This is a genomic window from Streptococcus cristatus (assembly GCF_003944225.1).
In the GTDB taxonomy this organism is placed as follows: domain Bacteria; phylum Bacillota; class Bacilli; order Lactobacillales; family Streptococcaceae; genus Streptococcus; species Streptococcus cristatus_K.
Window position 1 is genome coordinate 19,217 of the sequence record NZ_RJPN01000011.1, and the last position, 26,936, is coordinate 46,152.

The 26,936-nt window shown below is 40.8% G+C and carries 21 protein-coding genes, 5 pseudogenes and 1 other annotated feature; of the genes and pseudogenes, 2 read left to right on the top strand and 24 right to left on the bottom strand.

All coding sequences use genetic code 11. The features are described from left to right. Positions 1–5: 5 nt before the first annotated feature. The 4 genes and pseudogenes from D8797_RS09215 to D8797_RS10615 form a co-directional block, all read right to left on the bottom strand. On the bottom strand, positions 6–1,160 hold the full coding sequence (locus D8797_RS09215; RefSeq protein ID WP_446677493.1) for an accessory Sec system protein translocase subunit SecY2: 1,155 nt from the start codon (positions 1,158–1,160) through the stop codon (positions 6–8). A gap of 271 nt (positions 1,161–1,431) precedes the next feature. Further along, the gene (locus D8797_RS09220) at positions 1,432–2,655 is read right to left on the bottom strand and encodes a glycosyltransferase (RefSeq protein ID WP_125380458.1); all 1,224 of its coding nucleotides are present in this window, start codon (positions 2,653–2,655) and stop codon (positions 1,432–1,434) included. Between the two features lie 504 nt (positions 2,656–3,159). Beyond that, positions 3,160–3,957 (bottom strand): pyruvate formate-lyase-activating protein, encoded by a 798-nt coding sequence (gene pflA, locus D8797_RS09230; RefSeq protein WP_061910806.1) that lies wholly within the window; start codon positions 3,955–3,957, stop codon positions 3,160–3,162. 378 nt (positions 3,958–4,335) lie between these two features. Then, positions 4,336–4,437, bottom strand: a pseudogene (locus D8797_RS10615) (DUF3459 domain-containing protein); the annotation flags it as partial. Positions 4,438–4,460: 23 nt separating this feature from the next. Here D8797_RS10615 and D8797_RS09240 point away from each other — a divergent pair. Then, positions 4,461–4,547: pseudogene (locus D8797_RS09240) on the top strand (trehalose operon repressor); the annotation flags it as partial. Positions 4,548–4,909: 362 nt separating this feature from the next. On the opposite strand, the gene D8797_RS09245 reads toward D8797_RS09240, so the two are convergent. From D8797_RS09245 to typA, 18 genes and pseudogenes are all read right to left on the bottom strand, one after another. Further along, entirely contained in the window at positions 4,910–6,250 is a 1,341-nt protein-coding gene (locus D8797_RS09245; RefSeq protein WP_125380409.1) for a hemolysin family protein, read from the bottom strand. A gap of 90 nt (positions 6,251–6,340) precedes the next feature. Then, positions 6,341–7,783, bottom strand: a pseudogene (locus D8797_RS09250) (phosphoenolpyruvate carboxykinase (ATP)); the annotation flags it as partial. Between the two features lie 143 nt (positions 7,784–7,926). After that, positions 7,927–9,051 (bottom strand): AI-2E family transporter, encoded by a 1,125-nt coding sequence (locus tag D8797_RS09255; protein ID WP_061910815.1) that lies wholly within the window; start codon positions 9,049–9,051, stop codon positions 7,927–7,929. A gap of 274 nt (positions 9,052–9,325) precedes the next feature. Beyond that, on the bottom strand, positions 9,326–9,628 hold the full coding sequence (locus tag D8797_RS09260; RefSeq protein WP_005590795.1) for a DUF1827 family protein: 303 nt from the start codon (positions 9,626–9,628) through the stop codon (positions 9,326–9,328). A gap of 99 nt (positions 9,629–9,727) precedes the next feature. Beyond that, positions 9,728–10,180 carry an NUDIX domain-containing protein gene (locus D8797_RS09265; protein ID WP_125380411.1) on the bottom strand — a complete coding sequence of 151 codons (453 nt, stop codon included), beginning with the start codon at positions 10,178–10,180 and terminating at the stop codon, positions 9,728–9,730. Positions 10,181–10,373: 193 nt separating this feature from the next. Then, positions 10,374–13,166, bottom strand: coding sequence for an isoleucine--tRNA ligase (ileS, locus tag D8797_RS09270; protein ID WP_125380413.1), 2,793 nt, complete (start codon positions 13,164–13,166; stop codon positions 10,374–10,376). A 52-nt stretch (positions 13,167–13,218) separates the two neighbouring features. Then, positions 13,219–13,422, bottom strand: a binding site (T-box leader). After that, a complete protein-coding gene (locus D8797_RS09275; RefSeq protein WP_061910821.1) occupies positions 13,419–14,204 on the bottom strand; it encodes a DivIVA domain-containing protein in 786 nt (261 codons plus the stop codon). Its footprint overlaps the feature before it by 4 nt. Before the next feature lie 9 nt (positions 14,205–14,213). Further along, the gene (locus D8797_RS09280) at positions 14,214–14,999 is read right to left on the bottom strand and encodes a YlmH family RNA-binding protein (RefSeq protein ID WP_125380415.1); all 786 of its coding nucleotides are present in this window, start codon (positions 14,997–14,999) and stop codon (positions 14,214–14,216) included. Beyond that, positions 14,993–15,268 (bottom strand): YggT family protein, encoded by a 276-nt coding sequence (locus tag D8797_RS09285; RefSeq protein ID WP_061422496.1) that lies wholly within the window; start codon positions 15,266–15,268, stop codon positions 14,993–14,995. The genes D8797_RS09280 and D8797_RS09285 overlap by 7 nt, the downstream gene beginning before the upstream one ends. 3 nt (positions 15,269–15,271) lie before the next feature. Further along, positions 15,272–15,640 (bottom strand): annotated as a pseudogene (locus D8797_RS09290) (cell division protein SepF); the annotation flags it as partial. A 207-nt stretch (positions 15,641–15,847) separates the two neighbouring features. Continuing rightward, on the bottom strand, positions 15,848–16,519 hold the full coding sequence (locus tag D8797_RS09295; RefSeq protein WP_125380417.1) for a YggS family pyridoxal phosphate-dependent enzyme: 672 nt from the start codon (positions 16,517–16,519) through the stop codon (positions 15,848–15,850). Positions 16,520–16,523: 4 nt separating this feature from the next. Next, positions 16,524–17,789, bottom strand: coding sequence for a cell division protein FtsZ (gene ftsZ, locus D8797_RS09300; RefSeq protein ID WP_125380419.1), 1,266 nt, complete (start codon positions 17,787–17,789; stop codon positions 16,524–16,526). A 16-nt stretch (positions 17,790–17,805) separates the two neighbouring features. Further along, positions 17,806–19,161 carry a cell division protein FtsA gene (gene ftsA, locus D8797_RS09305; protein ID WP_125380422.1) on the bottom strand — a complete coding sequence of 452 codons (1,356 nt, stop codon included), beginning with the start codon at positions 19,159–19,161 and terminating at the stop codon, positions 17,806–17,808. Positions 19,162–19,284: 123 nt separating this feature from the next. After that, positions 19,285–20,472 carry a cell division protein FtsQ/DivIB gene (locus D8797_RS09310; RefSeq protein ID WP_125380425.1) on the bottom strand — a complete coding sequence of 396 codons (1,188 nt, stop codon included), beginning with the start codon at positions 20,470–20,472 and terminating at the stop codon, positions 19,285–19,287. Further along, positions 20,469–21,539 carry a UDP-N-acetylglucosamine--N-acetylmuramyl-(pentapeptide) pyrophosphoryl-undecaprenol N-acetylglucosamine transferase gene (locus D8797_RS09315; RefSeq protein ID WP_125380427.1) on the bottom strand — a complete coding sequence of 357 codons (1,071 nt, stop codon included), beginning with the start codon at positions 21,537–21,539 and terminating at the stop codon, positions 20,469–20,471. The genes D8797_RS09310 and D8797_RS09315 overlap by 4 nt, the downstream gene beginning before the upstream one ends. A gap of 1 nt (position 21,540) precedes the next feature. Further along, a complete protein-coding gene (gene murD, locus D8797_RS09320; protein WP_125380459.1) occupies positions 21,541–22,893 on the bottom strand; it encodes a UDP-N-acetylmuramoyl-L-alanine--D-glutamate ligase in 1,353 nt (450 codons plus the stop codon). A gap of 395 nt (positions 22,894–23,288) precedes the next feature. After that, on the bottom strand, positions 23,289–23,546 hold the full coding sequence (locus tag D8797_RS09325) for a DUF3165 family protein (RefSeq protein WP_005590808.1): 258 nt from the start codon (positions 23,544–23,546) through the stop codon (positions 23,289–23,291). A 34-nt stretch (positions 23,547–23,580) separates the two neighbouring features. Continuing rightward, positions 23,581–25,428, bottom strand: a complete 1,848-nt coding sequence (gene typA / locus D8797_RS09330; RefSeq protein WP_062122682.1) for a translational GTPase TypA — start codon at positions 25,426–25,428, stop codon at positions 23,581–23,583. Positions 25,429–25,621: 193 nt separating this feature from the next. On the opposite strand from typA, the gene D8797_RS09335 reads away from it, so the two are divergent. Beyond that, entirely contained in the window at positions 25,622–26,347 is a 726-nt protein-coding gene (locus D8797_RS09335; protein WP_125380430.1) for a 16S rRNA pseudouridine(516) synthase, read from the top strand. Between the two features lie 35 nt (positions 26,348–26,382). Here D8797_RS09335 and D8797_RS10460 read toward each other — a convergent pair. Continuing rightward, a pseudogene (locus D8797_RS10460) lies at positions 26,383–26,616 on the bottom strand (DUF4190 domain-containing protein). Beyond that, positions 26,555–26,935: a rhodanese-like domain-containing protein gene (locus tag D8797_RS09345; RefSeq protein ID WP_045499072.1), complete on the bottom strand. Its 381-nt coding sequence runs from the start codon at positions 26,933–26,935 to the stop codon at positions 26,555–26,557. Before D8797_RS09345 ends, D8797_RS10460 begins: the two are co-directional and overlap by 62 nt. Between the last annotated feature and the right edge of the window lies 1 nt (position 26,936).

Sequence of the window (26,936 nt, forward strand, 5' to 3'; positions counted from 1 at the left end):
TCCCTCTATTCTCCTTTTACTTCTAGTTCTTTATGATAATAAGTCCCGATTCTTAAGATTCGTATTTCTTCACGCAAGGGCAAGAGCATGCTGATCAAAATGACTAGTGTGCTTGGCAAGGTCAAAAAGAAACTTGGTAAAGGCAAGAAGAAATTAATAAAATAGGGCAGGCCGACATACAAGATGAGATAGATAGCTCCTATATTTGATTGCAAAGAAATATAGTGTTTTAACACTTTTAAGGTTTCTTTCCCCGGCTGAATATAGTCAAAATACTCACCCTGACGCTGCAAGCGTTTTGCTGTCTCTTCCGGTTCCAAATTGATATAGGCAAACAAAATACCCAACAAGTAAATCGCAACTAGATAAACAAAGAGACCCAAGGGCTTTGTAAAGTCAAACAAATTCCCAAATTTTACTGAAAATCCTTTCCCCGTCCAGTCTAGTAATAATTGGAACAACATCAAGACACTTGTTGCATACATAATGGGCATTCCACCAGAAGGAATGAACTTAATTGGCAAATAAGATTTATCATAGTAGCGACTGCTCAACATGATCCGATTAAGAGGCAGACGTATCTCCGCTTTCTCACATACAACAGCAACAAAAGTCAAAAGAAGATAAGCTATAGCCGCAGCAACTAACATCATGCCACCTCGGAGAGAAGACAGAGATTGACCAATCAAGATTATTAATTGATTGGCAAACTGAAGCAAAATCCCTGAGATAATGATGATGGTTGACCCTCCCACTCCTTTACGAGTATTAAGACTTGATAACCAGATAATGATAAAACTACCCGTCACAACCGTGGTTAAAACTGCTGCATTATAGAGCCAATCATCCACGAGAAGTAGAAAGCGACCATTTCCTCTATAAGCGGTGTACATAATGGCTAGTCCCTGCACAATAGCAAAGAACAAGGTTAAGATCTTTTGAAAGAAATCCGTTTTTTTAAGAGACCAAGATTGTATATTCCAGCTTTTCTTCAGGTTCATGACTTGCCATACAATCATCGTCGTAATCCAAGGTCCTAAGCCCAAAGAAAATACTGAAATCTGAGAAACATCAATTCCTGCCAGCAAATACAAAGCGGCCAAGGGATTGTCTTCCTTTACCCGAAAAGCTTCCATACTGCCATTGTAGCCTGGAAGCAAGATATGCCTCCCTAATATATAAATAGCAATAATGAACAGTGTAAAGAAGATTCTCTTTCTAAAAATATTCTGACGCTTCTTTTTCTTAAGACCAAAGTGCTCCATTTATTATCCTTTATTTGTATTTTGGACTTGCCCAGAGCCCTCTTTTCATACATAAACTTGTCTTTTAAGTCAAAGACTTAAGAAAGCAAGCCCATTCCATAGAATTATAGATAAGGAATCAACTTGCTTTCTCTATTTTGATTACAAAATGTGGGCAATTCGTCATTTAATTAAAATCTGATCGAATTTTTTCCACCATTTCCTGATAATTCTCATGTGAGAATACTTGCTCTGAAACCCCTTCTGTTTGAACATTATCAAAGGCATAAACAGGCTTACCAGACTCTTGAAACTCTCTAATTACAGTATCGAATTTCTGATCGTGATTAATATCAAGATAAATGTCGCTGCTCGCAAGTAAATCTCTCAAAGGATATGGCAAAATTGCAGGGTGCAAGCGAACATTTTCATAAGCCATCAGTTTGAGTAACTTATCAGACATCTGTGTGTAGGCAGCAATATGAAATAGACAGTTTGGTAATGCATTCACCAAATCTTCAATTCCCTCTAACCTATCTGAGTTTGTCAAGGTTACACAGTGGAGAGCAAAGCCTTCATTCCTCTGTTTAATAGCTTTCTCGACATCAAATTCATCTGTCTCAATAATTGTAGACCAATCAAGAGAATTGTAAAACCACCATACTTCACGCAGACGCATGTTGGAAACAGTGTTCCATGGTTTTTGACCAGAAATATAATGCAAAACAGCAGGTAGTGGAGAGAGTGGGATTTCGAAAATCCAGTCATGCTTATCTAGCGCAGCTCCCATGTCAAAACCGATTTGAAAATTGTAAGTATCTTCCAAATCAAGTTTTTTGCCCTCAAACATCAAATTCAAGATAGACTGATCACCTTCAGTAAAATTGGCTAATTCTCTATCTGTCAACTCGACCAATTGCTGAGCCATGTTTTCTTCACGCCAACGCTTATTATTGATGAGCATCATTCCAGAATTAAAGCCAAAGCCTACTCCATATGTCGCGCGAGTCGTTGCTACATAATAATCCTCCAGATCTATCTCAAAAAGATGGTCCAGATTTCGTGTCACAACAATATCACAATCTAAATATAAGACTTTATCTGCTGCAACGTAATTCGGTATAAAATAGCGCCCATAGGCCATGTAGTTGATATGAGCGTAAGTCCCAGCTTCCCATTTCGATTTCACCTGATCGTCAATCTGGTCATTAAACAATTTCACATCGTTCAACTGACTGCCAGATGCTTCTACCTTCCGACGCGTATAGTAGAACCATTCTTGAGGAATATCCTGATTGAAAACATAAATATCTAGATTTTTATGATGACAGCAAAGAGATTTTATTGTTGTTTCAATCTGTCTAATATACCCGTAATCTCCCGAAACCACAATGGCTTTTTTCTTTTCCAAAACACTACTCCCACTACGCTTATTCAATTCTCTAAAAAAATCGCTATTAGGGTTTATTATACCATAAATTCCGCCTTTATTCAAACACCTTCTTGGAAGCTGGACCTAACTTTTCTAGCCTTACACATAGAGGTGAAAGCTAAGCAGGCAAAAAGAAGAAAGCTTGCTATAAGCGCCTCTAATATCTATATCCTTTTAAAATCAGACAGCCACTAGCTGCAATGTACTTAAATGTGTGCTCTCATGCTATCAAATCTTATAAAATTAGGGCATCCCAAAGAATTAGCAGGTATTTTATTGAGAAAAATGAGAGTGGGACAGAAATCGGTAATTCGTTAGAATTCGATTTCGTCGTTCCACCTCCGCACAGTTGAGTAGGGCTGTAAAAGCTGATGAAATCAGCGTAATAGAGCCCACTCAACCACTGCGTCTTGCTCGACAATCCAAAGACAATTGAGAGGCTAGGACTTTTGTCCCAGCCTCATCTTACCCTACTTACATCACTTAGTTATTATGCACTCGATTCATGTATTCGGTGTAGGATTCTGTTTGCATCAGTTCCTTAGCATTTTTAACCCGCTCGGCAGTCGGTGGCTTCACACCTTCCAGTGAATAAGGAATACCCAGCTCCCGCCACTTGAATTCTCCCATAGTATGGTAAGGAAGAATTTCAAACTTATCAACGTTCTTGAGTGTTTTGACAAACTTACCTAGCTCAATCAAGTCCTCATCACGGTCGGTTAAGCCTGGCACTAGAACGTGACGAATCCACACTGGCTTCCCGATATCTGAGAGATATTTTGCACAGGCCAGAATGTTTTTATTGGTCTGGGTAGTCACGATCCTATGCTGCGCTTCATTAATTTCCTTGATATCCAGCAAGACCAAATCCGTCACCGCCATCAGTTTATTAAACTTTTCTAGATAACGAGGCGTATTTCTAAAAGGCAGAGCACAAGTATCCAGCGTACAATGAATCCCCAGCTCTTTGGCCTTGGTAAAGAAGGCAATCAAAAAGTCGATTTGCAGAAGTGCTTCTCCCCCGCTGACGGTAATACCACCTTTATTACCCCAGAAACCTTTGTAACGAAGAGCTTCTTGTAGGATATCGTCCACAGTCCGTAGTTGAGACTTGTTAGTCTCCATCTCCCAAGTATCTGGATTGTGGCAATATTGACAACGCATATGACAGCCCTGCAGAAAGACGATGAAGCGGATACCTGGTCCATCCACTGCCCCAAAACTCTCCGTAGAGTGCACCATTCCTGTTACTTTCCCATAATCAATCGCTTCTTCAACCATAATAATCCTCTTGTACCTGAAAACGTTTTACTATAACTACATTATACCACGATTCTAGTGAAAATAGATAGATTCTGCCTATTTTTTAGAAAATAAACTGTTTTTCAATTTCATTTTCATTGTGTTACAACAGATAAAGTCTTCCATTTCTCTTAAAATTGCCTCTCTCCGTTTCCAGCTTTCTCCATAAAAAAAGCCGCCCTAGAGGGCGACCTTTTCGGAGATTGTTATGAAAAAAAGGTGCGGAACTATAGCTGTAACAGCTGCTCATCTGTTAAACTAAAGGACTCCTTCTATCAAATAAAGTTAAGAGGTCTTTATTTGATGCTTCTAGTATACTGCACCATACTTAAAAGAAGCTTAAGCTGGTTTTAATCATTATTTTACTAGAATAGCTAACGTTTCATAGGGTTTCAGGGTCATGGTCGCGGCTACTGCTGTCTCCTCGTAATTCGAAATCAGCACCTGCCTAATTTGATAATATCTAAAAATGCTCTATCTTCTATCTCTCCGACGGCCGCCAGTTTCAATACACGGAGAGTCGGCACAAACTAGATAAATTTCGCTTCGTGGATTTTGCTACTCGGTAGAGAGAATGAAGTCTTGATTCAGCGAGCATAAAAAATCTCCTCTGTCAGCTAAAATCTAGCGAGCAGAGGAGTTTTCCTGTTCTTTGGTTTGTTGTTTAGTTTTATATGTTTTTTATATTTAGGAGATGATATGAAAAATTTATGAAATGTTGATACGAGAATCTATTTCTTGCTTCTATTGCTAGTACTGGTTAAGCTGCTTTGTTTAACTTGGAGCGAATGAATGATTTCTGATAGGTTACTTTTACTTTATATGTCATTGGACTGTCCTCACTTCTTATTTGTTGAGACTAGTATAGGACTTTCAGCTTAAGCATTCCTTATAAAAATCTTGCGGAAAACTTAAAACAAAAGAAGCTGAATTATTTTTCAGCTTCTTCATCTTCTTCAATCATTTCAGATATTTCCACTTTCACCTTAGTGACACGGCCATTTTTAACCTTGTCATTGGTCAAAATCAGTTTTTTATTCTGGCTTTCCACTTCATAGCTGAGCCGCTCTGTTGGATTTGGAATGGTTCCAACACCAGTCAGATAATAACCAGCAATAGTATCCACATCATCACTATCGATTTCAACTTCAAAATATTCATTAAAGTCATTGAGGGTCATCGTTCCTAAAACAATGTAGGTATTCTCACCAATTTCATGAACTTCGATGGCAACCTTGTCTGTTTCGTCTTCGATTTCACCGACGATTTCTTCCAACAAGTCTTCAAGCGTCACAAGACCCGCCATACCACCATACTCATCCAGCAGAATCGCCATTTGATTTTGAGTATTCCGGAGAGATTTGAGCAAATCATCCACAAAAATCGTTTCAGGCACAAAAAGTGGCTCTTGCAGAATCTTGCGGAGATTGAGATTGTCGAATCCATTAGCGAAGGCTTCATTTAACAAGCGCTTGGTATGAATCAAACCGATCACATTATCCTTATCGCCATCATAGACAGGAATTCGTGAGAAATTTTGCTTGAGGATACTTTCGATGATTTCCTTGGTATCATCCTGAATATCAACCATAAAGGCATCTGTCCGCGGCACCATGAGTTCACGCGCCACCATTTCATCCAGCGAGAAAATCCCCTGCAGCATTTCGATTTCATCTGCATCCAGCGTCTCCTCACTATTGGTCAGCATGTACTCAATCTCATCTCGGGTCATTTTTTCATCCACATCATCAAACTTCATCGGCGTCATCTGACTGAGAAGATTGGTAGAGGCTGAAAGCAACCAGACAAACGGACTGACAATTTTCCCGAGGAAGATAATCACTGGTGCAGTCCGAATAGCCAAACTATCCTTAAGATTCATAGCGATTCTCTTCGGATAAAGCTCCCCTAAAACAATAGAAATATAGGTAAGGAGGGCAAGAGCCAAGAAACTAGCAACTGCATGCGCCGTCTTGGAATCACCCATCCAAGAAGCAAAGATTTTCCCTAAATTATCCGCAAAGCTTGCCCCCGACAGGATATTAATGACGGTAATACCGACCTGAATCGTTGACAGAAAGTTATTAGGGCTTTCAAGAACTTTTAATAAACGAACGTATTTGGCATCGCCTTCTTCGGCTTTCTGCTCAACGCGAGCTCGATTGAGCGACACCATCGCCATCTCAGAAGCTGAGAAAAAGGCATTTAGTAAGGTTAAAACAAATAGCAGTATTGCTTGCAATAAAATACTCTGACTGCCAGGGTCTTCCATGGATTCTTCTCCTAAAAATTATAATCAGGTTTGATTATAACATATTTTTGGGATTCGTGCACAAGGATTTATTAGAAAGCGTTTTGCAGATTAATCCTCTAAGTCCTGCAAGACTTTTTCTAGCCGAGAAATAGCTCCAACAGGCAGGGCTGTCTTGGGATATTTCTGATTAAAGGCCAATAGGAAGTTTAAACGAACCTGCATTCTTTCACGAATGAGCTGTCTGTACTTGTCGTCAAAGTTTGGAACAGCATAGCCTTTATAATCCAAGTATTCAAAACCCTCCAAAGGACCAAGAGGCTTAAATTTAGCCCTGCCGTCTACAATCTGCTCGATAATATCTAAAGATACTTCCTTTGGGATACCTTTGCCCATATAAAAACCAGTATTGATAATGTAGCAAGCAACTCCTGACTCAAATAAACGACGGAATTTCCGATAATCTTCCACCAATGGATAGACTCGGAAAGGATTGGCATAAGGCTCAATAACCAAGTCTTCATGCAAGCCAGTGACATTCTCGGCGTTGGAGCGCTTGGTCATCAGGGTGCAGCCCATTGTGGAAGCCATCAGCGGATCATTGATCTTAACCAGAGGCGGCAGAGAGTCATCCTTCATAATCCAGAAAATAGCGTTGATGGGCTCATCAATTCTGTCTACTCGATTTGGAGTCGCAAAGCGCGATTTAACAGTCCGTCCATTCCCATTGCGAATGTCCTCTGTTACTAGCTCTTTCCGCCCATTTTCATCTAGTGTTACTCCACAATTCTGCACGGTGACAAAGAAATCCTGCTCACTATGGCCTGTAGGATAGTCATTGGTCTTGTCAAAATAAGACGGTTCGAGGGCAATAGAGGAGCCATCCTTGACCGAGATAATAAAAGCATCATCATGGAGAACCTTGATATCATATTTATGGTCATGTTTGGCATGCGTCAATGTGGATTTTCCTGAACCGGATAGACCAAAGAAAGATGCAACATAGTCTTCTTTTTCCGTCTTCTGCTTGAAGATTTTTAGACCTCCGTGGCAGGCAACATAGCCATTTCTAGCAGCTGTTCCCCAAGCCAAAGTTAAGGTCGCTTTTTTCAGTTCTCCGAAATAATTTAAACCCAGAATAACGGCGCAATTATGATTGGTATCAAAGTAAACCAAACCTTCTGGATAGTCTGGATGCGTCCACTTGGGATCAAAAAAGACAAAGATATCATTTTCCTCGTACTTTTTAGAAGCTCGTAGGCGGTTCTTAAATTCCTCATCCAAAATCTGGAAATTCAAGAGCCAAGAATAGAGATTGTTGATTTCTTCCTGAGGAACCATCAGATGGGCGCAAACCATGAAGTCCTCATCCAGCCCCACGACTGCATCTGCCTTATAAAAGGTCCTCTGATGTGCCTGATAAACAGCACTACGAACCAGAAACAGCAAGTGCTCATCTTCCTGACGATCTCTGCCATAAATTCGTCTAGCCTTGGCAGTTCGGCCGACAACAGCCCCCGAGTTAGTTAATAAAACGCGGGCATAAGTAAGAAGAATCTTTTCTTATTTCTTGCGGAGAAAATTTACGACGTGTTACCATAACGATACCTCCTTTATGCTATTACTATTATTTTAGCATAAATATCCAATGATGAACCATAAAAAATGCAGTAAAAAAGAGAAAGACGAGCTTTCTCCTATTTTTTTATAATACCAAATTCTTCATTCTTCTTTTGCTGCTGAGCTTCTTTGTGGTTATCATAAAGATTGGCGAGGAATTTCACGATTTCCTTGAGGATGGAGTAGGTCGGAATCGCTACAATCATGCCCATAATACCATAGATATTACTTGAAAGAAGCAAGAGAACCATAATCGTAATGGGATGCACTTTCATAACACTCCCAACAATACGAGGATAGAGGATATTCCCATCAATTTGCTGGATAATCAACATATAGATCAAGGCTGCCAGCATTTTATTAGGGTCAGTAAAAAAGTAGGTAATCAGCATGGGAATCAAGCCGATACTAGGGCCCACATAAGGGATCAAGTTAGCCAAAGCTGAGAAAATAGCAAAGACTAAGGCATACTTGAGTCCAATGACACTGTAACCAATATAAGCTAAGGTCCCAATCAGCAAGGCATCAATTGAAATACCGCTGATATAACGGGCAACGGTCGCATTGAGATTGGTCAAGAGACTAGATATATTGAGTTTATCGCGCTTAAGAACTGTCCGCTCCAGCATAGGCAAAAGTTTGTGTCCATCCATCAGGAAGTAGACCAAAAAAATCGGCGTCATGATAAGAATCATGAGGGTATTGATGACAGCAGATACTACACTACCCAGACTATTGGTAACACTATTTAAAATATTTTGCAGAATATCTACATAGGACAGGTTAAGCTGCTGGATAGTAGACTGAATATTTAAACTCTTAAATAAAGGATTTTTGGACAATTGATTAACAAAACTCTGAATTTCCCAATAGAGATTTTGTGTCGAGTTGATCAAGCTGGACAGCTGGTTAATCAAAATTGGCAAGAGGTAGATTACTCCGACTGTCACTAGGCCAAAGAGTAGGAAAAGAGTGATTAAAATCCCGAAAATTCGATTAATCCTCAACTTTTTTTCGAGCAGTGTCACCAGAGGATTTGTAATATAGTAGAGAAATCCTCCCATAACAAAAGGAATTAAAATCGTATTGATAACGCTCACCACTGGCGTAATCATATCTCCCATCTGGCGCCAGATGAAAAAGATAATCGTCAGCAGCAAGACTTCACTGGTCCAAAACATTAACTTACTTTTATGAAACATCTTTACTCTCCTCCAAGTTATTTTACCATAATTTATCATAAAATAAAGGTGATTTCATAAAAGAAAGAATAAAAATGGAAACATTATTACGTTCGAAGAATTTGGCTAGTCAGAAAAGATCACGCAATTCAAAATCTAAATCAGACAAATAAAAAATCACCTGAAAGCAAGAGCTGAAAAGCGGAATTTTTCAAGTGATTTTTGCTATTACCTCCATCAGGAAGCAAATGGTGCAATGATAATATTACAAAAGTTTAAAATCTTAAGCAGATGATTAGCCCTTAATCGGGATTGAAATCTCAATCAAACTATTGGCATAGATCGTCCGAATGGCAGAGGCGTCAATATTCTTTTGGTCAATTTTTCGTTTCAAAAAGAATTCTCTAATTTTTTCAATTTCTTGCTCTCTGATTGCGCGATGCTTATTTGAAATGAGAATTTCGTAATGGCTAGGGGCCTCTGTGAAAATAACATCACTATTGCCCGCAGAATAAACCTCTACAAGCGTTGCGTCTGTACTTTCCAACTGATTTTTTACTAATTCTGCGTGGGTATTCGTCGTATTTATAAGCTTCATTCATTTGCCTCCTACCTTAAATCGTCGCTATTATTATAACACGTTTTTCCGGAATTGTGAATGATTGCCTGTAATTTATATCATTTTAAATATCGCAGGCTAGTTATTCTGATATTTACGCTTCCACTGCTCAATTCCCCATTTATGACTGCCACGTTTCAATTTTTCAATTGCAAGATCGACAGGAAACCATGCTAGGTTATTGAAGTCTTCCAGCGGCTTTTCTACTTCCTGATAAGAAAGGGCTTCGTAAATATAGGCAGGATTATAGAAATGCGTGTCCCGATGGCGAGAATAAAAATACTCGTCCGCCTGGCCAAAGTAATCTCCTACTTGGATACTAAAGCCAAGCTCTTCCAGCAATTCCCGCTCGAGAGTAGCCAGCTGGTCCTCTCCTTCTTCCATTTGTCCTCCAGGAAGAAACCACGCACCATTAGGTGCCTGTACCAAAATGATATTTTCTTTCTTTTCATCCGGAATCACTGCGTAAACTCCATAGCGTGTCACATACTCGACATTTTCCTCACGAACTCCAAAAACTGGATGGGTCATTATCTTTCCTCATTCCTTCTAATCTTTACTACTATCATAAAAAACTTATACTAGCCTGTCAAGAGTTTGAACTTATTTTTTCAGCTTCCACAAAGAAGTCTAATCCCTTAGTTTTTAAGCGAAAAAGTCCGCCTCAAGTGAGACGGACCTTCTTTTATTAGTTATCAGTCAAAGCTAACAAGATTCGGCTGGCTTATTTTTCTTCAAATCCTTCTGCAACTGCATCCGCAAAGTTTTCTTCTACAATGCTTGCACAGTGGTCACAAATAACTGCATGATAGCTACGGTCTGCAGTAGTTGGATCGATACGACGGCAACGGTCACAAACTTCACCTGCAGCGCGTTCAACTGTAAAGGCTACATCTTCAAAGCTAACTGCGCCTTCTGGAGCTGATCCTTCTGCAATGGTCAATTCTGACACGATCAAAAGTTGAGCTACATTGCTATCCACTGCTCCAAGAAGAGTTTTCACCACTTCATTTGGATAAACTGTCAAGTGTGCTTCAAGTGATTTACCGATAACTTTGGCATTACGCGCTTCTTCCAAGGCTTTTTGAGCTTGTCCACGGAAGTCCATGAAGGCTGCCCATGTATCCAAGATTTCTTCTTGGTTGGCAAAGATTTCCGCTTCTGGCAATTCTGACAACTGAACAAAGTCTTCTGCTTCATGCTCTAGGTAAGACCAGATTTCTTCTGCTGTGTGTGGCAGGATTGGTGTTAAGAGTTTCGTGATTTTGACAAGAATGTCATAGAAGACAGTCTGCATTTGACGGCGCTCAAGTGATTTGGCACCTTCGATGTAGACAACGTCTTTAGCGAAGTCAAGATAGAAGGCTGACAAGTCAACGTTGATAAAGTTCACCAAGGCCTTGTAGATTGTCAAAAATTCAAAATCAGCATAAGCATCACGAATCGTCTTGACAAGCTGGTTAAAGCGAATAGTCATGTACTTGTCAACGGAACGAAGCTCATCGTAAGCGACTGCGTCCTGATCTGGGTTAAAGTCAGAGGTATTGGCAATCAAGAAACGAAGGGTGTTACGGATCTTACGGTAAGTCTCAGAGACTTGGCTCAAGATATCCATAGAGATACGCACGTCGTTACTTGAGTCAACACTTGTTACCCAGAGACGCAAGATTTCAGCACCAAATTGTTTTTCAACATCGCTTGGAGCAATGGTATTTCCAAGGGATTTAGACATCTTCTCACCCTTACCATCAAGGGCAAAACCTTGTGACAAGATTTGTTTGTATGGCGCTACACCATGGTTGGCAACTGATGTGATGAGTGAAGAGTTGAACCAACCACGGTATTGGTCAGAACCTTCTAGATAGAGATCAGCTGGGTATTTAAGCTCTGGACGGTTAACCACCACTCCATTCCATGATGAACCTGAGTCGAACCAAACATCCATGATATCCGTTTCTTTCTTGAACTCGCCATTTGGTGAACCTGGATGCTTAAATCCTTCTGGCAAGAGGTCTTTAGCATCACGTTCCCACCAGACAATAGAGCCGTGCTCTTCAAAGAGTTGAGCCACATGTTCGATGGTCTCAGCAGTCATGATTGGTGTTCCGTCTTCTGCGTAGAAGATAGGAAGGGGAACTCCCCAGGCACGTTGACGAGAGATAACCCAGTCGCCACGGTCACGAATCATGTTGTAAAGACGTACTTTACCCCATTCTGAGTGGAACTTCACTTTTTCAATTTCGTCCAAGATTTCTTGGCGGAATTTAGATACAGAGGCAAACCACTGTGGCACTGCACGCCAGATGATTGGTTTTTTCGTACGCCAGTCAAATGGGTAAGAGTGAGAGATTTCTTCTTGCGCGAGGAGTAGATTACCAAGTTTTTCGACAACAGTTGGAACTACCTTGTCATAGAATTGACCCGCAAAATCAGGACCAGCATTTTCCATCATGATCCCGCGTTCGTTTACAGTTACAGCAACTTCTAGTCCATTAGCAACACCGACATTGTAGTCATCCTCACCAAAACCAGGAGCTGTATGGACGATACCTGTACCAGAGTCAGTCGTAACGTGGTCACCAAGGATCACCAGCTCATCTACAGCCGTATCCCATGGGTGGGCTGTTACGATATGGTTCAATTCTTGTCCACGGTAAGTTGCTAAGACTTGTACATCAGCCCAACCAAATTTCTCAGACAAACTGTTCAACAATTCTGCAGCAACCACAAACTTACGAGTTTCACCAGCTGGTTGTACGACTACGTAGTCAATATCTGCTCCAACCGTCAATCCACGAGAGGCTGTAATGGTAAATGGCGTGGTTGTCCATACGACGATGTAAGTGTCCGTATCTAGCACACCTTTCCCATCTTTAACTGGATTGGCATAATAAAGGGAAGTTGAAAGCAAGTCATGGTATTCAATTTCCGCTTCAGCCAGGGCTGACTCAGATGACCATGACCAGTAAACTGGCTTGGCACCACGGTAGATATAGCCTTTTTTAGCCATTTCACCAAAGACACGGATTTGAGCCGCTTCATAGTCTGAAGTCAAGGTCACATAAGGATTTTCCCAGTCACCAGAAACGCCCAAACGTTTAAAGTCTTCGCGTTGTTTATCAACTTGAGAGAGAGCATACTCACGGCAAAGTTTCAAGTACTCAACCAAGTCCATTTCTTTGCGTTTAACACCCTGTTTTGCCAAAACTTGCTCGATTGGGAGACCATGAGTATCCCAACCTGGGATGTAAGGCGCATAAAATCCTGACATGGATTTTGAACGAACAATAATATCCTTAGAAATCTTGTTCATCGCGTGTCCAACGTGGATATTTCCGTTTGCATATGGAGGTCCATCATGCAAGGTGAAATGCGGTTTTCCTTGATTCAATTCTTGACGACGTTGGTAAAGTTTTGCTTCTTCCCATTCTTTTTGCCAGATTGGTTCTTTATTTGGCAAGCCAGCACGCATTGGAAATGCAGTTTTCCCAAGATTCAGGGTTTCTTTGAGTTTCATTTAGTCTCCTTATTCCATCATAATTTTCAAAATAAAAAACCACAAACTTCTCCGAAAGGACGAAAATTCGTGGTACCACCTTTGTTTAGACAGGAAAAAGCCTGTCCCTCTTAGCCCGTAACGTAGGCGGACGTCGTTTCTTACTCGATTCAGAAACGATGAAGCAGAATGATAAGTCAAACAAAAGGGATTACAGGTCTTTCACCACCACCTGCTCGCTGAAAATATTTTATTTGCCTTGTGTTTCTGCACTTATAAAAGATCCACTTGAACTTTAGAATCTTCATCCAAATCTGAAAGTTCTCCAGATTCTAAAATTTCTTTCTGTTGTGCTTGGATCAGCTCTTCATCTATAGTCTGAAGAGTCTGTGTTTCTGCCAAATCTCGATTTGCTTGCTCAATTCGTTCTTGCAATTCAGCTAATTCTTCAGGTGAGAATTGGCGCGTAACATCTACTTCTTCCTCTAGCTCGACTTTTTCTCCAATCGCTTCTTCAACCACTTCTTTAAAGGCTTCATCACTGGTTTGGAGATAGGCAGCAGTTGGGCGAAGGATATCTTCCCAATCTGGAGAGTCAACAATACTTAGTTGACTTTCAATTGTCGATTTGAGACGCTGATGGAAGACACGCGTTTTATTTTTCAATTCTTCTGTCTCAACAGCTACTCTTTTGGCGTTATCTGTAGCCTGACGAAGGATATCATTTGCCTTATACTTGGCTCTATCTAATAAACGTTGCGCATCTTGCTCTGCTTGCTGCACAATATTTCCTGAACGTTCTTGTGCTGCCTGTTTGACCCGCTCTGCTGTATCTTGTGCAATCAAAACAGATTGGCTGAGCGAGTCTTTCATTTCATCAAAATAAATTAGACGTTCTTCAAGATTACGGATTTTTGCTTCTTTCTCACGATTCTCACGAATTAATTCCTCATAATCATTGACAATGATATCAAGAAATTCTTCAACTTCATCAATATCGTACCCTCTAAATCTGGTTGAAAAACCTTTATCTCTAATATCTAATGATGTTAGTGCCATGTTCCCTCCTTATTTACTAGGTAATAATTCAACTGTTAGTTTATGCTTCCCGTTTTTGGAAAAACCATTTTCTGTTAAAATCTTAAATCTTCCATATTTCCTAACGCTAATCAAATCGCCCAAAGAGAGCTGTTGACTAGGATTATCAATGGTTCTGTAGTTCTGCTTTACCTGCTTCCCCATGATTAGTTCCACAGCTTGACTACGTGATAACTTAAACACTGTCGCTACCAGCTTATCCAATCTGAGACTAGAGACCAAAACATCTGTTGTTTTAGTCGCCGGTGACTCTTGTAGCTGCTCTCTGAAATCAACTCTTCTTAGCCGAACTGGAACTTTAGCTATTTTAGAAACATTCGTAATGAAATATTCTTCTAATCTTCTATCCACAAATACTTGTGCACGGTCATCCACAACGATAATATCGCCAAATGTCCGCCTCTCAATCCCTAGCTGATGCAAAAGAGTTCCCATAATTTGTGAATGAGTCACCTTATAGAACTTACTTGCATAGGTAATCTCTAGCAAGACCACATCGAAATCTTCGAGTTCTAATTGATAATAGCTAGGTGCAATCAACACTTTAGCAAACTCACTTGGAAAATAATCTGAACTAGCAAATACTTGCACATCATATTGCTTACTCAAATTTTTGAGAATATTGACCTGATGAGGATTCAAAAAAGCAGTCGTCTCATAGCTATATTGATTTTCTACTCTTTGAAGCAATTCCATGCTTTTATCCAGAAAATCTTGATCATCCTGAGAAAAATGCTGATAGATCTTGTTTACCATAGCAATAACAAGGAAGCGAGGAAGTGTAGAAATAAAGTATCAAGCACTCTCAAGGCAAAAAGTGCTGCCAGAACAGTAAAGTCTAATCTACCAAACTGCAAAGGCAACCTGCGGAACAAACGCAAAAATGGTTCAACCAGAGAACCGACAAGCCTTCCTAGGGCTGTTTGGTAAGCTCCAGGGAACCAAGACAAGAGTGCATAGACGAAGACGAGAAGGGAGTAAAGATCAATTAGATTAGAAACTAATTTTAAAATAAAGTAAATCATTAATTATCTGCTGCGTTTCATATCAAAATCGTATTCACTCAGATCCACATCGTTTGGAAGGCGAATATCTTCTACATTGACGACAACATTGATTGGAGTGAGCAAGTACATGGTACTAGCAACTTTTCTCAAGTTCCCAGCCAAAACATAGCGTGCCCCATCAAGATAATCCAAGCAACGTCTTGCTTGTACCTCTGTCATATATTGAAAATCAATTAAGATACTCTCATTCGCCACAAGTAAATCAACAACCTCTGTTGCTTCCTCATATTTTTTAGGATAGCGAACATCAATCGTAACCTTTTCACTAGATTTCACTCGATGCTGAGCCAGTTCTTGTTGGCGAGCATGCAATCTAGTAATATTTTCTGTTGTAGGCTTTTGTTGGACTTGTGAAGAAGCTGAACGAGTACGTGCGTTTTCCTTTGCTGATGCAGCCGGAACTGGCTCGATCTCTGCAGGCTTCAAAACAGAATCAGATTCATCTGAAGGCTGTACTGGTAAGTCAGACTTCTCTCCATCTTCTGTAAAGTATTCTATAAATTTATCAAATTTATCTTTAAATGACATAGTTCTTTCCTATTTAAAAAATGCTGTTCCGATTCTGACATAGGTTGAGCCGTTGGCAATCGCTTCTGGATAATCACGGCTCATTCCCATACTCAAATCAGAAAAGGGCATGTTTTTTAACTGTTTGCTTTGTAAGTTTAATTGAAGCTGATGTGCCTCTGAAAAAATCTGATTCAGCTCTTGATGATCAGCTTCGAGTGGAGCCATGGTCATCAGGCCAACAATGCAAATATTTTCTAAGACTGCAAGCTCTGGTAAAACACTATCTAGTTCTTCAACTAAAAAACCGTGCTTGCTTTCTTCTTTTGAAATATTGACTTGCAAGAAACAATTAATCACATGATCTGCTCGCTTATTGATTTCTTGAGCCAATTTGACAGAGTCTAAAGCATGGAAATAATCAACATAGTTGATCACATCTTTCACTTTTCTTCTCTGCAAACTACCAATTAAATGCCAGGTAAGGTTTTCTTCCTTTAAAGCATGATATTTTTCAAGAAACTTATCTACTCGATTTTCTCCAATATGTTTGATTCCTGTATCCACGAGTTTTTTCGCTGTTTCACAGTCAACATATTTGGTAACCGCAATAATGTTTACGGAGTCCTTCAATCGATTTTCTTTTTCAACTATTTGAGCAACATTTTGAAAAATTAAATCTTTATTTGCTTGAAAATCCATTTAATTAGCGATTTCTAAAGAATGGCGGTGTTTCAAGTTCGTCATCTTCTTCCTTAATATCTGTAAAGCGCTCTACACGGCTAGAAGGCACAGGTTCTGCTTGACGAACGATTGATTCACGACGTAAATCCCAATCTCCAAAGGCTGAAGCTCTAGAAGTTTCTACAGTTGAGCGATGAGAAGAAGCTGGCATTTCTCTTGTTTCTGCCATATCGAAGTTTCGATCATAATGAGCAGATGATTGTGCTGAGCGTACTTGCTCAGCTCGACTCGCAGGTTTAACGCCTTGCAATCCACTTACCTTATCAACCTTATCCTCTTTAACACCTGTTGCAACAACAGTCACACGGATTTCATCCTTCATAGATTCATCAATAGAAGTACCGAGCCAGATGTTGACACCATGACCAGCTGCTTGATTAACGATTTCAGAAGCTTCTTCTGCTTCAATCAAGGTCATATCTAGGCCACCAGTAACGTTGACGATCACGTCTTCTGCACCATCAATAGTTGTCTCAAGAAGTGGAGAGTAGATAGCTTTGCGAGCTGCTTCAATAACACGTTCTTCACCGCTTCCGATACCGATACCCATCAAAGCATTACCTTTGTTTTCCATAACAGTCTTCACGTCTGCAAAGTCAAGGTTGATCAAGCCAGGACTAGTAATCAAGTCAGTAATACCCTGAACCCCTTGGCGCAATACGTTATCAGCTTCACTCAAGGCTTCCAGAAGCGGAGTTTTCTTGTCAACAATTTCCAAAAGGTTGTTGTTTGAAATGATCAAAAGAGTATCTACATGTTCACGCAGCTCATTGATTCCTTCAACGGCAAAATTACCACGCTTGCTTCCTTCAAAGCCAAATGGACGTGTCACAACTGCTACAGTTAGGGCGCCTACTGATTTAGCAATGCGAGCAATAACTGGTGCTGCTCCTGTACCAGAGCCACCACCCATACCTGCAGTGATAAAGACCATGTCTGCTCCTTGAAGGGCTTCTGTCAAGACTTCTTCGCTTTCTTCAGCTGCTTTACGACCAACCTCAGGTTGACCTCCAGCACCCAGACCACGAGTCAACTTAGGACCAAGCTGGATAACTGTTTCTGCTTTTGCACTGCTAAGTGCTTGCACATCTGTATTTGCTGCGATAAATTCTACGCCAGCAAGACCTTCATCGATCATTCGGTTAATAGCGTTTCCGCCGCCGCCGCCAACACCAATTACTTTAATGACTGCGCCTTGTGCAGCAGCCGCATCAAATGAAAATGTCATAATCTATTTATTCTCCTTACTCAAACATATTCCCAATTAAATTGCGCATCTTATCTGTAAGACTAGCCTTTGGTTCCTCTTGTGGTTCTTCATTTCTAAGCGGTGCAATTTCTGGTTCCACCTCTTGAACTGGTTCAACCGGCTGATGATCAAAGCGAGGTACTCTATGACTTGGACGTTCAAAGCTAGTTGCTTGATGACGCAACTGCTCGTCTCCACGAACAGCAGCTTGTGCAATTCGATCCACTTCGGTCAGATTGCCAGCATACTCTGAAAGACTAATCACGTGGGCAAAAGCTGGATTACGGATACCGATTTGATTTGGTACATATAATTTAGCGTGAACGCCAAATACTTCCTGAGCTAATTCTACAACGCCAGGCAAGATCGCTCCACCACCAACGATGACGATACCACCAGGAAGATCTAACACGTGTCTTCTATCTAAATCTTGCTTGATTTGTTCAAAAACATGTTTGATACGAGCAGAGATGATTTCAGCTAGATAGGCTTCTGTTATTTCAACTGGATTAACTTCCCCGATGACTTCAACTGGGAAAGATTCTGTGCCTGCAAATGGTACATAAGCTACACCATAGTTAAATTTCAAGCTTTCTGCCAATTTCTGAGAAGTTTTCAAGACTTTTGAAATGTCTTTTGTGACATAGTCGCCGCCTTCTTGATAGATATTGGTAAATTGTAATTCTTGATTTTTTACAGAAGCAACTGTAGTTTGTCCGCCACCCATATCAATGACTGTCGCGCCAAACTCCCGTTCTCCTTCGTTCAAGATGGATTTTGTCATCGCTAAAGGAGAAATGATAATATTCTCCAATTTCACTCCTGCACGCTCTACTGTTTTACGAAGATTATGCAGGATTGTACGAGGACCAGTGTAGAGTAGGCCGCGCATTTCTAGGCGAATCCCCATCATACCACGAGGATCACGGATCCCTTGGAAGCCATCAACAACAAACTCTTCTGGAATGAAGGTAATTACTTCACGGTCAGGAGTCATGCTCTTGGTCAAGGCAGATCTTACCACGCTCTCGACATCTTCATCGGTAATTTCTTTGGAGTCACTAGTCACAGGAATCATTCCTTGAGTTGGCTCAATTTGCAGTAAATTTGCAGGCAAGCCAACATTCACTAGTCCAATTGAAATCCCCGCTTTTTCTTCTGCTTGAGAAATTGCTGACTTAATAGCCGCTGCTGCTGCTTCAATATCGACAATAATCCCATCTTTAACGCCAGCACTCTTTGCATTGCTGACTCCAATAACATTCATTTCACCGTTGATGTGCTCTGCCACCAACACTTTAATTGTGCTACTTCCTATATCTAATCCAGTAAAAAAGCCATCTCTAGCCATTACATCAGTCCTCTCTGTCTTCCACGTTTCCATTCTAATACAAATAACTCTAGAAAATAGGGTTATCCAAACTTTATTATATCATAAAAATACGAAATTGGCGCAGTTTTTTATCTATAATAATTAGTTATTTTCAGAAATCTCTGGCTTTTCTGCCTGAGATTGAGCAGAATGCTCGGTAGATTGCTCTGCATGTTGAGTTGAAGATTCTGTATCTTGCGCATCGTTGCTAGCTTCATGGATAGCTTCATTTTCTGTGCCTTGCGCGTAGCTAAAAATACCAGCCTCCATATCAACCACACTTGGCACTTCCAACTGAGGATGAATTCCTTCATAGTAAGGAAGTTTCTTAGCAATATGAGAAATAGGAACTAAAATTTGGTGTTCATCAGACATGGTAATAGTCACTAAATCCTCTGTCACCTTGCTAGGAGTTAAATCAACCCTTCTCATACTTTTTTTGATCGAATCAGGAACATTCTTCAGTTGTTGAACGAATTCCTTGATCAAGCCTGCATCCGAGAAGGTCACATCCATCCGCTCTTCCGGCAAGGCATCAGCCGCAACCCCATTTTTTACGTATTCTCCACTGGTTAAAATAGGATAATACTTAGAATCTTTCTGCAAATAACCTAAAATGCCATATTCCTGAACATCGATTTTGAAAGTCAGCGGAAATTGATAGGTCATCTCTACATTTTCAATCCATGGGCTAGAAGCTTTCAGATTTTGCTCGTAATGATGGCGATTTTTGTAAACAGTAACAGTGTAATCGCGCTGATCAATTTTGCTACTGCTTCTTAGCTCCTCCTGACTCACTACCTTGTTTCCTGTAAATTCAATGGTCTTCATAGTTGCAAGCGGTGTGAGGAAATAAAGGGAAACTAAGAAGATTAGAGAACTTGTCACTAAAACTGGCAAAGCTCGATACCAGTGGATTTTCTCAATTGGAACTTTTGGAAGCTCAACCCGCTCTACTTCTTCCTCCTCTTGCTCTTCTTGTTCTTGAACTTCCTCTTGCTCCTCACCTTCAGATTCAGAATCTTGCAATTCAGTTTCTTCTTCACTTGTAGGAGAGTCTGTGTCAATTTCTTCGGAGATAGTATCTTCTTCGTTAGAAGGCTCCTGATTTTCCAGTTCCGCCTTCATTTCTTCTTTTTTCTGCTCTAGTTCAGCTCTTTTTTTCTCTAACTCAGCTTGCTTTTTTGCCTTTTCTTGAGCTTTTTTCTCAAGATACTCTTTGTTTCTGACTTGCCATTCAGAAAGAGAAAGTTGAGCCGTTTCTTGCTTGTCTTCCTTGCTTTTTTTCATTTTTTCCCTTTGTTAATATCTTGCTTCAAAATTTCATAAAAATCATCTACAGATTTTAATTCCGGCGCTTTTTCCATTCGTTGATAATAAGCATCCTTTTCTCTTAGTAAATCATCCACTGATACTTGGAGATTGATCCGATTCAAGTTTTCTTCATTGATTTTAAGCGCATACCCTTTTTCCAAGAAGTAGTTGGCATTTTCAATCTGATCTCCTCGACTTGCCCCAAGCCCCAAAGGTACAATCACTTGCAACTTCTTCATCGCCAGTAATTCAAAGATAGTATTGGAACCACCTCGTGTCACGACGACATCTGCCATAGCCATTAGTGGCTGATATAGATCTGTCACATAGGACACTCGGTAAATGCGATGGGAAAGCTCATCCAAGCTAGCATCGCCCGTCAGATTGATAATATTATATTTTTCAATCAAGCGATCCTTGTTTTTGGTAATAAAATCATTGAAGACTTTCGCTCCTCCTGAGCCACCAACAAAGAGCAAGATAGGTTTTCCTTCTGTGAAATGAGCCTTGATTTTCTCAATCTCAGCTGGTTCCGTTTGAGGGAGGGCCGCAATCTTGGTCACCGCTCCAACATGTTCAGCCTTGCTCAGTCCTTCAGCTTGCTCAAAAGTCGTGAACATCTTTGTCGCGCATTTATAACCGATTTTATTGGCCAAACCAAGCGACAAGTCAGACTCATGGATAAAGACTGGAACGCCCGTCACCTTCGCAGCAATCACTGGCGGAACAGACACAAAGCCTCCTTTTGAAAATAGGGCTTTTGGACGTACTCTCAACATGATGCCCAGCGACTGGAGAATCCCACCTGCCACTTTGAAAACATCCCAGAGATTCTGCCAAGAAAAATAGCGACGGAGCTTGCCAGTTGCAATCGAATGGAAAACAACAGGTAGACCTGATTTCTGAATTTCCTTGTACTCAATCCCATGGCGGTCACCGATATAATGGACTTCCCAGCCCTCCTCAATAAATTTAGGCATCAGCAAAAGATTGAGGGTCACATGACCAACTGTCCCTCCGCCTGTAAATACTATTTTTTTCATTTTATTCCTTTAATTCTTTAAACACGGCAAGGAATTCATCGCCCCGCACTTCAAAATTCTTATACATATCCCAGCTGGCATTGGCTGGACTGAGAAGGACAACATCCCCAGGCTCCGCCACAGAAAAGGCTTTACGAGTAGCATCTCTGATATCTGAAGCGTCCAGATAACTTACCTCTGCCTGATCCGCAGCCCGCTTAACACGCGCAGCTGATTCTCCTAAAATCACCATCTTTTTCAGACCCTTGATATCTGGCACCAATTCATCAAATTCATTGCCACGATCCAAACCACCAGCAATCAGAATGACCTTGCTATTGTCAAAGCCTGATAAAGCTTTTTGTGTCGCTAAAATATTAGTTGATTTACTGTCATTGTAAAATTTGACTTGATTGATTTCGCCCACATACTGGAGACGATGCTTGACACCTCCAAAATGAGCCAGAGTTTCTCTAATAACTTGATTGTCAATCCCACGAAGTTTGGCTACTGCAATGGTTGCTAGAGCATTTTCTACATTATGGCTACCAGGCACGCCTAGTTCAGAAGCTTTCATAATGGCTTCCCCACGGAAAGTCAGCACATCGCCGTCCAAGTAAGCTCCATCGACCTTTTCTTTAGTCGAAAAAGGAAGCACTTTGGCAGCCGTCTTCTTAGCCAATTCTTTCGCCAAGTCTTGATTGAAATTCAACACGACATAGTCAGAAGCTGTCATATTTTTTTGGATATTCCACTTGGCCGCCACATATTCCTCAAAAGAGCCGTGATAGTCCAGATGCGTCGGCATCAGATTTGTAATGACCGCTATTTCTGGATGGAAGGCTTCGATTCCCATTAGTTGGAAAGAAGAAAGTTCCATGACCAATGTGTCTGTTTCACCCGCATCTTGGGCAACTTGACTAGCTGGAAATCCGATATTTCCTGACAAGAGGCCATTTTGTCCGCCTGCTGTTAGCACTTCCGCAATCATGGTTGTCGTAGTCGTTTTTCCATTGGAGCCAGTAATCCCGATAATCGGTGCATCCGAAATCAGATAGGCTAGCTCCACTTCGGTAATAACGGGAATCTGCTTTTCCAAAGCCCTCATGACCATAGGATTGTTGTAAGGAATGCCTGGATTTTTCACCATCCATTCAAAATCTTCATCCAACAGTTCCAGAGGATGACCACCAGTTATGACCTTAATTCCTTCTTCCAGCAAAGATTGGGCAGCCGGATTTTCCTCGAAAGGCTTGCCGTCATTGACCGTCACAATCGCTCCCAGTTTATCCAAAAGGCGGGCAGCTGACTCCCCTGATTTAGCTAAACCCAACACCAAAACTTTCTTATTGGCAAATTTTGAAATAGTCTTCATCATGTACCTCTTCATTCATACTACCTTCTATTTTACCTTTTTTTGCGAAAATAAAAAAGTCATATCAGCCTTTTATTTTAACTGTTATCAGCTTTCAATAAATAAGAAGAAATATTATTCTATTTGAAACCTTTGAAAAACCTATTTATACAAGCAATAACTATCCAAAACATTTAATTGCCAGTGCCTTATCAAACCTGACCTACTCACTGATGGTCAACAACATTCAAAAGAATCGGGCCTTCTTTAAATGAAAAACATCGGTAACTGTATTATATTTCTACTCAGCCAAAGCCACCATCGAAGGATCTCGCTTTAGATAAACAAAAGGAATTAGGCTACCGAAAGTCTACACGAACTTTGGAATCCTAATTCCTTCCTTATAGTTTATGAGTTTAAAGTTCTTTTGATTTCTGAGATGGTACTAGACGCTCGATGTCCATCAAGGCCCACACTGTTATAATAATCAAAAAGATACTCACAAATAATTCTCCAGGCAATTTAAAAATTTGAAAAATTGCCAAAGCAAGCAAAATAATCAAGGCAACCAGCAAAAGTACAAATGTCAAGACATTCAGCGTTCCCTTAATACTAGTTGGAATGGCAAATACATAGAAAAGCAGGATTAATATTCCAATAATCAGGTAAATCATGCCGCTCCTTTCTACCACCAGTCAACTCAATGATTTATTCTGCTGCTTGTTTTTTCTTGTTTTTATTAGCTTTTTCGCGTTCTTGCTTGTTCAAGATTTGTTTACGCAAACGGATAGACTCAGGTGTTACTTCCATGTATTCATCATCGTTCAAGAACTCGAGTGATTCTTCCAAGGTCAAGATACGAGGTGTCTTGATAACTGCTGTTTGGTCCTTGGTAGCTGAACGGACGTTGGTCATTTGCTTAGCCTTAGTAATATTCACTGTCAAGTCGTTTTCACGAGAGTTTTCACCGATGATCATTCCTTCGTAAACCTCAGTACCTGGGTTGACAAAGATAGTTCCGCGCTCTTCGATAGACATGATCGAGTAGGTCGTTGCCTTACCAGCATCAATGGAAACGAGGGCACCACGGTGACGTCCACCAATTTCCCCTGGAATCAATGGCAAGTATTGGTCAAAGGTATGGTTCATGATACCGTAACCACGAGTCATTGACAAGAACTCAGTTGAGTATCCGATCAAACCACGCGCTGGAACGAGGAAGACCAAACGAGTTTGACCATTACCAGTTGAAATCATATCCAACATTTCACCCTTACGTTCAGAAAGGCTTTGGATAACAGATCCTTGGTATTCTTCTGGAGTATCGATTTGAACACGCTCAAATGGCTCACATTTGACACCGTCGATTTCTTTTACGATAACCTCTGGACGAGATACTTGAAGCTCATAGCCTTCACGACGCATGGTTTCGATCAGGATTGACAAGTGCAATTCTCCACGACCTGAAACGGTCCACTTATCTGGTGAATCAGTTGGATCAACACGAAGGGATACGTCTGTCTGCAATTCTGCTTGCAAGCGTTCTTCCACCTTACGAGACGTTACCCATTTTCCTTCACGACCAGCAAATGGTGAGTTATTAACCAAGAAGGTCATCTGCAGAGTAGGCTCATCGATATGCAGGATTGGAAGTGGTTCAATGGCATCTGTTGGAGTGATTGTTTCACCAACGAAGATATCTTCCATACCGGAAACGGCAATCAAATCACCCGCTTTAGCTTCTTGGATCTCACGACGTTCCAAACCAAAGAAACCAAAGAGTTTTGTAACACGGAAGTTCTTCGTTGTGCCGTCTAGTTTAGAAAGAGTAACTTGGTCCCCAACTTTCACACTACCACGGAAGACACGTCCGATACCGATACGACCTACGAAGTCATTGTAGTCCAAGAGTGAGACTTGGAACTGCAAAGGTTCATCAGAGTTGTCCACTGGAGCTGGGATATGGTCGATGATTGTATCAAAGATTGGTGCCATTGTTTTTTCTTGATCAGCAGGATCGTCAGAAAGTGAAGAAGTTCCGTTGATAGCTGAAGCATAAACAACTGGGAAATCAAGCTGGTCATCGTCTGCACCAAGCTCGATGAAGAGTTCTAAGACTTCGTCTACTACTTCTGCTGGACGAGCTGATGGTTTGTCGATTTTGTTGACAACAACGATTGGGACAAGATCTTGTTCCAAGGCTTTTTTCAATACGAAACGAGTTTGTGGCATGGTTCCTTCGTAGGCATCTACAACCAAAACAACACCGTCAACCATTTTCATGATACGCTCAACTTCTCCACCGAAGTCCGCGTGTCCTGGTGTGTCCATGATGTTGATCCGAGTTCCGTTGTAAGCAACAGCTGTATTTTTAGCCAGGATGGTAATTCCACGCTCTTTTTCGATATCGTTTGAGTCCATAGCACGTTCTGCCAACTCTGTACGTGCATCAAGAGTTTCAGATTGTTTCAATAATTCGTCAACGAGGGTTGTTTTCCCGTGGTCAACGTGGGCGATAATCGCAATGTTACGGATATCTTCTCTTAATTTTGTCATGATTTCCTCTAAATCTTATTATTTATTTCCAACTAAAAATTATAACACAGTTTTTTCCAAAAAACACGGGCTAACCAAGTGTAAATGTTTTCATAGGTAAATCGTAAACTCTATCCATTTTTGCAATTTTACTTCCGAAAGAGTATGATAAAAGGAGAAAAAGAATCGATTCCAACCTTTGAAAGGAAAACTCATGCGCCTTGATAAATTCTTAGCCCTAGCTAAGATTAGCCGGAAAGAGATGAAACAAAAACTGCGACTAAGACAGATTTTAATTGACGGCCAAGCAGCTCGCTCCCTCAGCCAAAATGTCGATAGTGGCCTCCAGTCCATTAGCCTGGCTGGTAAAGCTTTAAACCACCTAGCCCACCATTATTTTCTGATGAACAAGCCCGCTGGTGCTGTCACTGCCAGTTCTGACGCAGACAAGATGACTGTCCTAGATCTAATTGCCCCAGAAGATTTTAACGACCAGCTTTACGCCATCGGCCGTTTGGATCGTGATACACGGGGTCTACTTCTGATTACAGATAATGGACCGCTGGGATTTCAGCTCCTCCATCCACAATACCATATCGCAAAGACCTACTATGTCGAAGTCAACGGCCCTCTTGACCAAGAAGCCATAGTTGCTTTTCAGCAAGGAATTGTTTTTCTGGATGGCACTCGTTGCAAGCCCGCTCAACTTCAGATTCACACGACTAGCCCCGAGCACTCCACCGCCTCAGTTACCATTTCTGAAGGGAAATTTCATCAGGTCAAGAAAATGTTTCTAGCAGTTGGTGTCAAGGTCACCTATCTCAAACGCACTCATTTCGGTGATTTCCAGCTAGATCCCAATATAACAGAAGGCAGTTATCGACCGCTGAATCCTTCCGAACTCGAGATTATCAAAGGCTATTTGGAACAAACTTGGTAAAACAAAAAGGCTTATTCAAGCCTTTTTATTATTTACTACATAAATCCATTCATAGTCAGAAGAATTCCTGCAATCCAGTTGATGACAGAAATGACAATACCGACGATATTAAGAATTCCTTCTATTTATTGAGTTTCTTTTTGATGAGAATTGCCCAAAATCAGACCGATAATATCTAAAACAAGGCCAATTAAATTATAAAAAGAATCAACTTGTCTTAACCTTGCCACTCCAAGAATCAAGACCGTAAGACAGGATATAAATATCATTAAAACCTTGCTTCTTCAAGTAGATTGCTGCATTGGTCACACGTTGCCCACGGCTATTTTCATAAAGAAGAACTGGTTTGTCTTTGCGAAGTGCATTGATACTAGACTTGAGCTGTTGAGACGGAATATTGCGCGCCCCCAAGATATGCTTGCGATGGAAATCCGATGGATCACGCAGGTCAATCAATTGTCCTTGACGAATCAAAGCTTCAAACTCACTATTATCTACCACCTTAGCTGCACGACGAATACGGAAATAATTGAAGCCCATCCAAGCTAACATTCCCAGCAAAATTGCCCATAAAGTCCAAATTCCCATT